This is a genomic window from Chroococcidiopsis cubana SAG 39.79 (assembly GCF_003991895.1).
Classification (GTDB): domain Bacteria; phylum Cyanobacteriota; class Cyanobacteriia; order Cyanobacteriales; family Chroococcidiopsidaceae; genus Chroococcidiopsis; species Chroococcidiopsis thermalis.
The window spans coordinates 8031-20158 of the sequence record NZ_RSCK01000102.1; the positions used below are offsets into that span (position 1 = coordinate 8031).

A 12128-nucleotide genomic window follows, 5' to 3' on the forward strand; every position below is an offset into this window, starting at 1 on the left:
TTGAAGCCTTGTTGCCGTAGTTTGTGGACTTGCTCGTAGTTAGCCAGCCGCCTTTCACGACGCTGTTGTGCTTGTTGAGTAGTTATAGATGGTTTGGATGGTGCAACAACCATCGCACTGAGGGTACGGTGATAAGCGAGATCTACCGCTTTTAGCGCCTGGCTGCGCGTGGCAAAAAAACGCTCCAATATCTCAGCTAAATTTTGCAGCAGATGGAATCGGTCGGCGACTTGAATCGCATCGGGTGCCCCTTGTGTCATGCCCTGTTTGTATGACTTGGAACGATCGCTTGAACCGCACTTGTACACCTGGATGCTGCTGGAGCCATTCGGCTAAGGTGTTTGCCTCTCGGTCTTCGAGCAGTGCAATAGGACGATGCCGATCTAAATCTACCAGAATCGTGCCATAATTTTGCCCTTTGCGAAATGCAAAATCATCCACCCCCACAGTCTTAACGGGTGCAATCGGCGGTAATGCTTGTTTGGACAGGAGGGACAAAAGAGTGCTGTCGCTGACACCACTGCTCCATTGGTGGCTCAATCGCTCTCCAGCCGCACCTCCAAGTGCTAAGCCAGTAGCGATTAATCGTTGGGCTAATCGATAGGTTCGGCGTGCCCAGGGAGCAGTTACGGTAGGCAGTCGCTCCGTGAAGATGCGGCGGCTACAGCCTGTATTGATGCAGAAGAACTTGCGCACCAGGAGCCGCAAAGACATACTGTAGTTGACACAGGGTAAGTCTTGCAGTGTGCGTTCGTAACGACTATGCACTCGTGAAGTCAATCCCTGACACACTGGGCATGGAACACTGATTTGTGTTGAGGAAACTGTTAAGCTGAGGTGTCCAGTTGCACGCTCGAGCTCCCAAGTATCGAGTTGAAGGTGTGTTGGATCGGGTAGAAGATGCTGAAGGAATTCCAAACCTGATTAATTTCTTGAAGGTAGATATCTCGATCCTGCCATAGGATCACCAAAAGCTGGGATGAGCCGTTCTTATTGGCAAGTTGAGCAAAATAGAATCTGGCTTCACCTGCATAAATTACTGGATCACCAAAAGCTGGGATGAGCCCGAAGTTTGTGAAATTTTGCACAAAGGCTTTGGACATCCGGTATCAGTAGATTTTCGAGAAATTCTCAATGCCATTTTTTATGTTCAACGCACTGGTTGTCAGTGGGAAATGCTGCCGCATGACCTACCTCCTTACACTACTGTCTATGGCTACTTCCAGAAATAGCAGCGCAAAGGCATCTGGCAACAAATTCACGACAATGTGCGCCATCAACTGAGGCAGAAGCTAGGACGAGACGAACACTCTACTGTTGCAATTGCTGATTCGAGTAGCGGTGAAGACAACCGAAAAAAAAGGGTGGTCTACGGTTTCGATGGTGGCAAAAAGGTTAAAGGGCGTAAGCGCCATATCGTCGTAGACTCTCAAGGCTTGTTGATTAGGGTTTTAGTGACCGAAGCTAACGCTTCAGAACGTTTAGGGGCTGTAGTCGTGTTGCATGAGGCTGCTAAAGAATTGTCCCGCCTTGAAGTTGTTTGGGTAGACTCTGGTTATTCGGGAGAAAACTTTGCTCAGGCGGTAAAGCAAGTTTGTGGAGAACAAGTTCGCGTAGAGGTGATCGAACGCACATCGAAGACATTTGAACGATTACCTAAGCGTTGGATTGTCGAGCGGTTCAGGGGGCGACAATGAAGCTAGAGGGCTTGCTGTATAAGCGTCATAGACCTTAAACCCCTTTGATAAAATCCTTGCTTATTGCGAATGGAACCAATGAATTCTTCAACCCATTCCTGACACTTATGAAAAGCAACTATCCAGTTTTGTCCGTATAAGCCTATCCAAAAACTACTATGTCTTTTGCGTGATCTACCTTTTTCTTGAGGACGACAAACATCAGGTTGTTGTCTCTGTAAAAGAGTTCTTTGCCCTTGCAACCATGCAGAAGTTAAAGATATAGCAATTAATAGAATTAACCGCACAAGTCTATCTGGTGAAGCTTTAGAACCCTCCAAGTTGTAACCGCCACTCTTACAATCACGGAACATGGCTTCAATGCCAAACCTTTGACTATATATATGAATTGCAGTTTTTAAGTCGGAGAGATTGGTTAATAAATACCAAGCCTCAACAAGCTTGCTTCCCGCGATACTTTCTTTTCCAGTACACGGCTAAATTGAAGCGACCAAATCCTTTTTTTGGGTGAGGTTGATATCAGTGTAGAATTGCCGGATGCCTGGATAAATAGCAATACTACTTAATGGTTGAAACTTTTGTCTTTGTTGGCGAAATGTAGTGTCCTGTTTTTGACGTAACACGAAGTTAACTTGCTGTTTTTGCAACCAATATGCTAGTTCTACGCTATGAAATTCTCTATCCCCTAGTACAACTAAATTATACTTTCTTAATAACCGAATTACTGGACGTAACACTTTTTGTTGCTCTGTAAGATTGCTGCTGCCATCTTTCTCCAGCAACAGCCAAAATATTGGCAACGCCCTTCTTTGATAAATTGCACTAACCATCAACACATTGTTTTCTTTCCACTGCGTTCTATCCAGCGCAATAATCAGTTGTGACTGGGGTTGAAAATGTCTTTTGAGAATCTCTTCAATCAGGGGAAACCACAGCAGGACTACGCTCAAAGCATTCAGACTTAAAAATCTCTGCAAATGTCGCCGCCGACTGTTCTGTTGGATCGGTAAAGGTAAGGCTGCCGCCAGTCTTTCTATCCTCACTTGCTTTTGTTGTTGTAGCAACCACACCAGCATTTTCAGAGTTATTAGTTGTGAGGGCGTCAGGTATTTTTCCAGCAATGTTTGATAAAATGTCGGCAGCATTTATTAATCCGGTCTTGTTAATTTTACGAGACCGTTCTTTTTTACCATTAAACGGATATCCAGTGGTAGTTTTTTTCTATCTAAAGAGTTTATTTTCAACAAGCTCCCTCTTTCTCTCTATTTTTTCAAGGGGATTTGCGGCTGGAACCTAAGAGCCTATTTTGCTTTCATCCTGGTTGTCGCCCCCTCAAGTCGAGCGGACTTTTGGATGGCTCAATCGTTTTCGACGTTTGAGCAAGGATTATGAGTTGAATGGCACTAAGATAAGGCGAAATTCTTGAAGGATAAGGACTTGGGCAGAATGGCTTGCTTGTTGGGGTGAAGAAATTAAGAGCAGCATTGGACAAGCAGTCTTATTGTTGACACAGCGGTGATGCAGATAACCACTAAAAAATTGTTCTGGATGTAGAAAAAACTTCCAACTCCGGTAAAAAAGAAAGGTTCTTCCGAGTTTCTGGTGTAAAATGTATTTTTCAATACAGCTTAATCGATGAACTTCCATCTGGACTACTTGCTAAACCTGCCTGGGGTTAGCGTTTCCACTTGTACTCAAGTTGAGGGAAATATCTGCCTATCATTAGAGATTTTGGCAAGCGGTATAGCATTCGAAGTATAGATTAGGACGCTAAACTGACAGATGTATCTACTCGTTCGCGAAAGTCTTCAATAGTTCCTTGAGACTTTCTGACTCGATTTTTAATCGGAAACTAGTAATGCTCAATCTCATTTAAATCTGGAGATAATGGTGGTAAGTATTGGATTTCACATTGTGCCGATTTGATTAATTCTCGAATTTTCTCGGATTTATGAAAAGTTGCATTGTCTAAAATTACAGTCTGTCCTGGTTTTAAGTGTGGCAGTAGTTTTTCGGATAACCACTGCTCAAAAACTAACCGACAGGTTACAAGCTCCTTCAAAGGTGAACGGAGCTAACAGTTTTCCTTGACATAAACCACTAATAATACTGACTCTAATGCTTCTTTTTCCCGATTTTAAGTCATAAAGTCTTTGTCCTTTTTCATTCCAGCCGTAGCTGTAGTCATCTCGATTATCTATCCCTGACTCATCTATATATACTCGCTCCTCTGGTTTCTTTCGCTCAATTTTTTCGATAAATTCTTGTCTTTTTTCTTCATCTCTTTCTCGATACCTGTAAGTTTTTTTTTCTAGTAAATCCAATTTTCTTTAGGCTTTACCAATAGTTCTGTCACTGATTTCTAAGTGCCACGCTTGAGCCATTTCATGCGTGAGTCTGACTTCCATGTTTTCGAGCAAACTCTTTAAAGTCTTCTAGATTGGTAATTTTCGCCCCATAGCCTCGCTGGTATCCCACAGGCGCTCGATCATCTCCTGTTTCTTCTCTTTTGTGCAGCCACAAATTGATGGTATTACGACTAATTTTAAAGATTTTACTAGCTTGGGTTTTTCCTATGCCACTATCTATTGCCTCAATGACTTTTCTTCTCAAGTCATAGCTGTAGGGGGCTGGCATTTTTTGCTCCGATTCACTCCGACTCTATTATGTCCTAACTTATACTTCGAGTGCTATATAAGCTGTCTTCATTGTGGTAATTACACCCAACAAGTGCATCAAAATCGTCCGATGTTGGTACGTGATTTACCTAGCTTTGGTCGAGTAGTTTATTTGAAAGTACCACGTCGTCAATTTTACTGCACCCAGTGGAGCGCGATACAGTACCGAGAGCTTAGACTTTATCGATTGGCGACGACGACATACGCGACGATACGAAGAACAAATCTATCAGCGGGTGCAGCAATCGAGTCTAGAACAGATGGGGCGAGAAGAAGGAATGAGCTATGACGAGATCAAAGGGATATTTGACCATGTTCATACGAGAGAGAAAAAAACAATTCAGTTGAGGTAAAACGTATCAGCATAGATGAAATTAGTATGCGTAAGGGGCAGCAAGATTTTGTCACTGTTGTCAGTGATATTGACCGCAGTGTGCTGTTAGAAGTGATTGATTCACACTGCTCAATTGATATCATTGAAGTGAGTCGTGCAGCAACCGCTTGAGGTACGACAGGCAGTTGAAGAAGTCAGTGTAGACATGTGGGGTGGATTCCCGAAAGTAATTACTCAAGTTTATCCGAATGCAAGTTTAGTTTTTGACCGATTCCATGTGATGAAAGCAGTCACTCAAGAATTGAATAAACTCCCGTGGAAAATCGGCATAAAAGACCGTGGCAGCAATTATTTACTACTCCATAATCAAGCCGACTTAGATGTTGAACAACAACAGAAGTTAGCGTAAGTTTTGGAAAAATCAGAATGTCTAAAAATTGCCTACCAGTTACAAGAAGAATTCCGAGATATTTATGAGACAAGTAAAACTGTCAAAACAGGGCGACGAAAGTTGGAAACATGGTTAAAAGTAGCACAACCATTTTATGGTGAATCAGTGCAAACAATCTGGAACCATCTTGATGGAATATGCAATTATTTTAGGAATCGTACAAAAGCGCGGTGTCATGGAAGGGATGAATAACCGAATTAAACTGATTATGCGACAAGGATACGGTTTTTCTAACTTTGACAACTTCCGCTCACGCTTATTAGCTTGTCTTGGTGATTAGATAAACTTATCACCGCCACATCGGGAGACCCAAAAGAAATGGATGATTGGAAGCAAATATGACTATTACTACTGTGCCAAATCGAGTGAAAATCCTCAAGGATAAATTCACGCAAAGCTTGGGACTGCCATTCCAAGAACTGTTACCAGAGTCAGAAATCCAGAAAATCATTGATGAGCTACAAATTAAATTTCGTTGCCGACTATTTGACCCATTCGTGACTTTATGGGCATTTCTATCTCAGGTCTTGGATGTCGATAAAAGTTGTCACAATGCAGTCAGCCGAGTCATTGCTTATCTGGTGAATGAAGATGTAGAAATTCCCTCAACTGATTCGAGTGCTTACTGTCAAGCCCGCTCAAGACTACTAGAAAAGCTGTTAGAAAAACTTTTTGGTAAGACGGCACAAAAAATAGAAGAAAAAGTCATGCCTGAGAATTTATGGTGTGGTCGCCATGTGAAAGTTATAGATGGTTCAACTGTATCAATACCTGACAGTATCGAAAATCAGGAAGCTTACCCACAACCAAGTAGCCAAAAGCCAGGGTGTGGTTTTCCAATTGCAAAAATTGGTGTGATATTTAGTTTGGCTACAGGCGCTGCTGTTGCCCTAGCTATCGATGTCCTGAATACTCACGACCTAAAGCTTGCTAGAAAGTTGTACCAATTTCTCAATCCCTTAGATGTACTTTTAGGAGATCGGGCTTTTTGGGCTTATGCCGATTTAATTGCGATTAAAAATTTGGGTTGTGACGCAGTATTTCGGAAGCATCAGTCTCGAACAACAACTATGCGAAAAGGTAAAATCCTTGGAGAAAGCGATAAATTCGTTTCTTGGCATAAGCCTAAAAAATGCCCTCAAGGATTAAATGAGTCGGAATTTTCTGCTCTACCCTCTACCTTGATTGTGCGAGAAATTTACTATTACATTATCATTCCTGGCTTTCGCACTCAGCAAGTCAGTTTAATTACTACTTTATTGGATACAACAATTTATTCTACCCTAGAAGTTCTCAAACTGTATGGTGAACGTTGGAGTGTTGAGATGAACCAGTCACAATGCCACTATAAGCTTGTGATGTTTTATGCTGATGCGGCATAGATTGCTAAATGGTAAGTGGCATAGGATGTTCTCCTTACAGATTCTATTGCATTAGTGAGTAAATTCGGTGACATTTGTAAAAGGAAAACACAGCAAGCATTCATACGTTGTCGACATCTTCTACAACGAAGTAAGGAGTGTCATGAATAGGAGGTATGCGTCAAATACCTTTCCTGACTACTTTAAAGTAAAGCAGGGAACCGTAAATGAATGCTCAATGCCCAATTTTGTCTTATATCGTCTTACACTAACTTGTATCGAGTTACAACTGTTTGCTTAAGTTGTCTAACAGCCGCAATACTTAACTTAGGCTTACCTTAAACGTTTTCTACTATCAAGTCTTTAGAAGTTTCTAATTAAGACAAAAACAACTGTTGACTTAAACTGTCTTACAGTAGCTTTTATTGTCTTACAAAATGTCCACTAAAAAGCCGCTCATTTCAGAATGAGCGGCAGACAACTTAATGCGCTCCAATCAGATCTGGATCTAGACGGCATTTATTAGCTTAGAGCGAATTCGTAGATTGATTGCTAGCTGCAATTGGCGGGACTTCTCCCCGCCAATATTGACGGATAGTATCACCAACCGGACGTTGCCGATGCTGCCGCAAACGCTCAATTTCCGTTTCATCTGCTCAGATAATCCAACGGCGCGGTGGTTGCTCCCGTTGGTAAGCCTTTACCCAACCCCGTCGAATCCAAGCATATAGTGTAATATCTGGCATCTCTAGCAGACGTGCTAACTCTGGAATCCACCATTCATCTTCCCCCAGACCAACTCGCTCCTGAGAACAAGAACGCTGTGGGCACAAACCCAAACGATGCATCAAATCCAGAACCCCATGCTTACCAAAACTCTCCTGACGCTTCGGTGGACGGTAGCCTTCTTGGTGTAGGTGTTGGGCAATACATTCCGCGCTCAACCCCTCTGCCACTAAGCTGCAAATGCGCTCACACATCTGTGGGTAATTACTCAGCTGAGTCAGTTTAGCCACAGGTCGAATCATGATTCCTGATGTGAGAATACCCCCAATCCATTCAATAGTGAGCTGCACCTGCTCACTATCACCTTCAACGTTAACTATTACTCGTGCAATCACCTGCCGGATGATTTCTTTGCGCTGTGCATCAGTGGTAGTGGTCGCTTGCCATAAGGCAGGAATGTTATCGGCTAGTTGGCGAATCATCTCGTGCTCTTGCACTGATAGTAGCCGTGGCTGTTTATGGAGAAAGCGCTGGTAGTCTTCTTGCAGTTGTTGTTGCGCTGCCAATTTCTCTTCCCATTCCTGGGCTAGCTGCCTAGCCACCAGTCGGTTCTCTGGCTCAACCAATCGATAATGCCGCCCCGCCCGTTCTGTTTCAAAAGCAGCGCGTTCTAGACGCTGTTGCCATAAGCGGTCGAGGTCAGCCCGCTCTCGTTCTAGATGCGATGCTGCCTCCAGTGATAACTCTAAAGCAGCGGGTTCCAGCGCTAGCAGAACTTGCTGGCACACAAACCGATCTACAGCTCTTCCCGCTATTCGCTGACAGATCTTACCGCCGTAATCAGTTGCCAACCAGCTACATCGATAGCTGTGATGCTGCCTCTGTCCATAGTGGACCATCATCCGGCGGTTACAATGACCACAGACCAATAAGCCTGAGAGCAGCGCAGAGCCGTGGCGCACCGCACCCAACTCATCCGCACGCGCCTGGTTAGACTTCAACTGCGCCAGATTCTGCTGGTATTGTTCCCAAGAGATATAAGCTGGCAAGCGATCTTTAAGTAGCACTAACCAATCTTCTGGTTCAATCACCACACGCCCAGTGCTGGGTCGTCCCGCTTGTTTTTGCGTGGGTCTATTTGGCGGCGACCATAAGCATAGGCACCTGCATACACTGGGTTCTTTAACAGGTTCTGTAGTGTCATCCGATTCGGGCGGCGCCACTCCAGTTCCCCCTTGCTCGGTCCCGTGCGCAGGCGTATCCCCAACTGAATGCCATGTTGTACCAGGTAGCATAACACTGCATTAAGGGTACCCAGATCGTCAAACTTCTGGAAGATAAGTTTGATGATTTGCTGCACCTGCTCGTCTGGGTCAAACGTTACCTCTCCGGATGCCCGCTGCACATAGCCACTGGGTAGCGGCAGGTTTAACTCTCCTCGGCGGGCTTTGTTAAGCTTGCCCTGAGTCATACGTTGTTTGAAAATATGTAGTTCCGCTTCACTCATGGTGCCCTTTAAGCCTAGCAGCAAGCGGTCATTGTACTGGCTAGGGTCGTAGACCCCATCAAGATCTGCAATCGGCGTTCCAAATAAGGCACAAATCTCTAGCAACTGGTGCCAATCTTTTGAGGAGCGTGCCAGCCGTGACATCTCCACACCTAGAATCAACCCTACATGATTCAGCCCAACTTCTGCAACCAATTGCTGGAAGCCTTCTCGTCCTTGGACACTAGCTCCAGACTTGCCCAAATCGTCATCAATTACTAGCACTCGCTCTTCACTCCAGCCCAAAGCTTGTGCTCGATTAACCAAGCCATATTGGAGCCGAGTTGATTCTTGATGATCTAGCACTTGTTGCAAGGTTGACTGCCGAACATACACTACTGCTAGGCGTTCCCAGTGGTAAGGGAGAATCTTTTCGGAGCGCAACTCCCACTTCTCAGGATTGTGGTTTATCATTGCTCTCCTCCCCTAGATGAGTAGACATCATTTGGCTTTCCAGCATCTGACTGAGCAGCCACAGCAAGCGCTTGCGATTGGGAGGTGGCAACTTCAGCCACAATGAGGCACTCTCTTTGTTTATCGGCGGAGGGGGACAAGTCGCTCTGACATACAGCACCTTCTTCATTGATGGACGAGTGGGCTGCAAGCAGTTTTTTGGTCACTTCAACCAAACTGAGCAGCCCTTCAATACTGATAATAGGGTAGCTAGAACACTTTGTCTTTATGGGTGCATTGTGGCTGGTTGACTGAACTGAATTTAAAACATTTAAAAACAACTTTGGCAATGGATGTTTTGCGTTGTAAAACTCCTTCTATGGTACGCAAAGAGCTTTATGTTTATTGACTCGCTTACAATTTGCTACGCGCTTTAATGTGGTCGGCTGGTACTACTTATGGTACACCTCCATTGCGCTTATCTTTGCAGGGAGCTCGCCATCATTTGGAGACTTTTACTACCGCATTATTAACCGCTTCTTCTACACAACGTGACCAAATTTATCGCTCTTTACTAAAAGTTATTGTTCACAAATCAGTTCCAAATCGCCCTGGTCGGGCTGAACCCAGAGTTAGAAAGCGTCGTTTTCAGGCTTATCCCTTGATGAAAAAACCCAGACGTGAGTTACGCAGACAATTACAAACTGCCTGAACCATGAGCGTTTCAGCTTAGCTTAGTGCCATTCGATTATGAGTTGTACGCCGAAGTCAGTGAAGCGATGATTTATGGCTCATTGATTCATCTGATGCTGAAGCGATTCGCTGCTTAAGCTTTTATTTACGAATCAGCTCTTAAAGGCACTACCCTATTACGCTTCCTTCGACTTTTGATACTCCTTGTGGCTAATTACCTTATCTTTATGAACATATATCGATTGCGCTAGGAAAAGTGGAGCAAATGGAAGTGCTACCAAAAGTCCAAAAAGTCCAGCCGCCATGCAAATGGCTATCGCCATGTTGAAAAAACTCAGCGCAGAAAGTATACCTGCTTCCAAGACACCTATTCCGGCAGATGCGAACAGACTTATTCCAATTGTGGCGCAGATACTGCGAACATTACGTTTGATGATTGCAGCTGCGATAATACTTAAAACAATCCAAGATATAACTGCTATACTTTCCATATCAGTTTACTCCTTTTTTACTTCCTCTTCGCGATCGCAAGTAAAGATTATCTATGACTTACGCTGAATCTGAGCCTCACAACACAGGCGATTCAGCTTTTATTCCACCAATATGCTTGTTTAATGCTTTTTAGATTCTAATCAAAGCGTCTTGCTCATCGTTGGAAATCTCGTGTAAATTAATTTATGCACATTAAAATTAACTTTACTTATTGGCTGTATACTGTACAAAGACTAAAACGCCTATCTGTATTGAGTTGAAAAAGTTGAAAGTGAGAATCACTATATTGGTGCGCTCAAAGGAAATCAATCTGGGTTGTTGTTAGAAGTCAAGACTAATTTCAAGAACCAGCAGCAATACACACAAACTAATCGCGGACACGGCCGGTTAGAAAAACGCAGCTTTAGCATTTGTCACTCTCTGGATGGTATCCGTGCCTGGCCAGGATTGAACACTTTAATTCGAGTTGAATCCGGCGCGTGAAACTACACAAGGAACGACGACTGAAACTCGGTACTACATTTCCAGTTTGAAAGGAAATACTAAGGAGTTTTACCGACGCCTTCGCGGATATTGGAATGTCGAAAACAAGGTGCATTACGTCAAGGATGTCACTCAAGGAGAGGATAAATCTAGGATTAGGACAACGCCACTAGTTCAAATTTGGGCATTAGCTCGAAATTTTGCTCTTAATCTCTATCGCTCCCATCAGTTTAAGAATATGGCTCACGCTAAGACAAAATGCTCTTTTGGTTTAGATCTTCTCAAACAAGTTTTTAGAATGAAATAGCCCTGGGGTGACAAGTACTCTAAAAACTTTATTATATAAAGACTTGACCAAATGATAGTTATTTTCTTTGGCGTAATTCACAAATTTAAATCAATATTTCTGCTATTTTTGCTCCTCAATAACTATAGCAATTGCTTGTATTTATCCCCAGCGATCGCTTGTAGAGCTTTGCTATAAGCTACCTTCGAAACTTTATCAAAAATCGTTTTTTATGTCGAAATTGCGTGATATTATCATGTGCAGAACTTGTTGATCTTATGGAAGTATCTAGTCTTGCATCTCCCTCTCAATCCTTCCCATATTCGCTCTCTCCTCAAGCTCTCTCAAGTTATTGATACTGTCAGTAACACGATTGGCAGATTAAGCAGTTGGATGGTCGTCCTCACAATCTCAGTTGGGTTCTACAACGTCACTGCCCGTTATCTTGGAAGACTGATTGGACTCAAACTCTCCTCGAATGCGCCGCTCGAACTGCAATGGTATTTGTTTTCATTCATGTTTTTTTTCGGCTTTCCCTATATCCTGAAACAAGCCGCGAATGTCCGCGTTGATTTTCTGTATACAAACTGGAGCGAAAAACGCCGTGCCCTAGTCGATTTTCTGGGTACAGTATTTTTCTTGATTCCCTTTTGTGTTTTAGGAATTTGGGTTAGTTTCAATCCAGTTTTGCAATCATGGGGACTATTACCTGATGGAACCTGGGGCAGTTGGGAAGTGTCTTCAGATGCAGATGGTTTGCCGCGATCGCCGATCAAAACAATGCTGATTGTTGCTTTTATCGGGTTGCTAGCTCAAGCGATTTCGCAAGCGATTAAGTACCTAGCAATTTTGAAGGGATACACGCAGGTTGCTCAAACCTTGCCAGAAGATACCGATCGCTTACCGCTTCAGGGCAAACGCATCTAAATTTATACCAAGCTTAAAGTGATATTCTGGAACAAATACTTTTATGGAGAAATAAGCGTCT

14 protein-coding genes and 5 pseudogenes are annotated in these 12128 nt (G+C 43.5%); 7 read left to right on the plus strand and 12 right to left on the minus strand.

Annotated features, from left to right (window positions below; genetic code table 11):
- The 4 genes and pseudogenes from DSM107010_RS42550 to DSM107010_RS40325 form a co-directional block, all read right to left on the minus strand.
- A pseudogene (locus DSM107010_RS42550) lies at nucleotides 1–260 on the minus strand (ISL3 family transposase); the annotation flags it as partial.
- The gene (locus DSM107010_RS42555; RefSeq protein ID WP_422387910.1) at nucleotides 193–714 is read right to left on the minus strand and encodes a transposase; all 522 of its coding nucleotides are present in this window, start codon (nucleotides 712–714) and stop codon (nucleotides 193–195) included. The gene DSM107010_RS42555 and the pseudogene DSM107010_RS42550, both read right to left, overlap by 68 nt.
- Nucleotides 715–735: 21 nt before the next feature.
- Nucleotides 736–792: pseudogene (locus tag DSM107010_RS43300) on the minus strand (hypothetical protein); the annotation flags it as partial.
- Between the two features lie 35 nt (nucleotides 793–827).
- Nucleotides 828–1103: a hypothetical protein gene (locus DSM107010_RS40325; protein ID WP_199755879.1), complete on the minus strand. Its 276-nt coding sequence runs from the start codon at nucleotides 1101–1103 to the stop codon at nucleotides 828–830.
- On the opposite strand from DSM107010_RS40325, the pseudogene DSM107010_RS31485 reads away from it, so the two are divergent.
- A pseudogene (locus tag DSM107010_RS31485) lies at nucleotides 1089–1688 on the plus strand (IS5 family transposase); the annotation flags it as partial. The gene DSM107010_RS40325 and the pseudogene DSM107010_RS31485 sit on opposite strands and share 15 nt — an antisense overlap.
- Nucleotides 1689–1699: 11 nt before the next feature.
- On the opposite strand, the gene DSM107010_RS40335 reads toward DSM107010_RS31485, so the two are convergent.
- The 3 genes and pseudogenes from DSM107010_RS40335 to DSM107010_RS41655 all read right to left on the minus strand — a co-directional run bounded on the left by DSM107010_RS40335 (nucleotide 1700) and on the right by DSM107010_RS41655 (nucleotide 4334).
- A complete protein-coding gene (locus tag DSM107010_RS40335; RefSeq protein ID WP_199755871.1) occupies nucleotides 1700–2050 on the minus strand; it encodes a hypothetical protein in 351 nt (116 codons plus the stop codon).
- Nucleotides 2051–2173: 123 nt separating this feature from the next.
- Nucleotides 2174–2842 carry a transposase gene (locus tag DSM107010_RS40340; protein WP_199755872.1) on the minus strand — a complete coding sequence of 223 codons (669 nt, stop codon included), beginning with the start codon at nucleotides 2840–2842 and terminating at the stop codon, nucleotides 2174–2176.
- Nucleotides 2843–3459: 617 nt separating this feature from the next.
- Nucleotides 3460–4334, minus strand: a pseudogene (locus DSM107010_RS41655) (IS630 family transposase).
- A 265-nt stretch (nucleotides 4335–4599) separates the two neighbouring features.
- Here DSM107010_RS41655 and DSM107010_RS43305 point away from each other — a divergent pair.
- The 4 genes and pseudogenes from DSM107010_RS43305 (at nucleotide 4600) to DSM107010_RS31505 (ending at nucleotide 6542) form a co-directional block, all read left to right on the plus strand.
- Entirely contained in the window at nucleotides 4600–4728 is a 129-nt protein-coding gene (locus DSM107010_RS43305) for a hypothetical protein (protein WP_422387911.1), read from the plus strand.
- A gap of 186 nt (nucleotides 4729–4914) precedes the next feature.
- Nucleotides 4915–5352: pseudogene (locus tag DSM107010_RS41660) on the plus strand (ISL3 family transposase).
- Between the two features lie 16 nt (nucleotides 5353–5368).
- Entirely contained in the window at nucleotides 5369–5440 is a 72-nt protein-coding gene (locus DSM107010_RS42560; protein WP_422387912.1) for a hypothetical protein, read from the plus strand.
- A 58-nt stretch (nucleotides 5441–5498) separates the two neighbouring features.
- Entirely contained in the window at nucleotides 5499–6542 is a 1044-nt protein-coding gene (locus DSM107010_RS31505) for an IS4 family transposase (RefSeq protein ID WP_241994419.1), read from the plus strand.
- A gap of 487 nt (nucleotides 6543–7029) precedes the next feature.
- On the opposite strand, the gene DSM107010_RS40380 is transcribed toward DSM107010_RS31505, so the two are convergent.
- The 5 genes from DSM107010_RS40380 to DSM107010_RS31525 form a co-directional block, all read right to left on the minus strand.
- On the minus strand, nucleotides 7030–7173 hold the full coding sequence (locus DSM107010_RS40380) for a hypothetical protein (protein ID WP_199755875.1): 144 nt from the start codon (nucleotides 7171–7173) through the stop codon (nucleotides 7030–7032).
- Nucleotides 7174–7177: 4 nt separating this feature from the next.
- On the minus strand, nucleotides 7178–8341 hold the full coding sequence (locus DSM107010_RS40385; RefSeq protein ID WP_199755876.1) for a recombinase zinc ribbon domain-containing protein: 1164 nt from the start codon (nucleotides 8339–8341) through the stop codon (nucleotides 7178–7180).
- Nucleotides 8335–9207 carry a recombinase family protein gene (locus DSM107010_RS40390; RefSeq protein WP_199755877.1) on the minus strand — a complete coding sequence of 291 codons (873 nt, stop codon included), beginning with the start codon at nucleotides 9205–9207 and terminating at the stop codon, nucleotides 8335–8337. Before DSM107010_RS40390 ends, DSM107010_RS40385 begins: the two co-directional genes overlap by 7 nt.
- Nucleotides 9204–9413 carry a hypothetical protein gene (locus DSM107010_RS31515; protein ID WP_127024826.1) on the minus strand — a complete coding sequence of 70 codons (210 nt, stop codon included), beginning with the start codon at nucleotides 9411–9413 and terminating at the stop codon, nucleotides 9204–9206. Before DSM107010_RS31515 ends, DSM107010_RS40390 begins: the two co-directional genes overlap by 4 nt.
- Nucleotides 9414–10055: 642 nt before the next feature.
- On the minus strand, nucleotides 10056–10370 hold the full coding sequence (locus tag DSM107010_RS31525; protein ID WP_106169845.1) for a hypothetical protein: 315 nt from the start codon (nucleotides 10368–10370) through the stop codon (nucleotides 10056–10058).
- Between the two features lie 467 nt (nucleotides 10371–10837).
- Between DSM107010_RS31525 and DSM107010_RS43310 the strand changes: the two genes are divergently transcribed.
- Both DSM107010_RS43310 and DSM107010_RS31535 read left to right on the plus strand, forming a co-directional pair.
- The gene (locus DSM107010_RS43310; protein ID WP_127024829.1) at nucleotides 10838–11161 is read left to right on the plus strand and encodes an ISAs1 family transposase; all 324 of its coding nucleotides are present in this window, start codon (nucleotides 10838–10840) and stop codon (nucleotides 11159–11161) included.
- Between the two features lie 300 nt (nucleotides 11162–11461).
- Nucleotides 11462–12067: a TRAP transporter small permease subunit gene (locus DSM107010_RS31535; protein WP_106169850.1), complete on the plus strand. Its 606-nt coding sequence runs from the start codon at nucleotides 11462–11464 to the stop codon at nucleotides 12065–12067.
- Nucleotides 12068–12128: the final 61 nt, after the last annotated feature.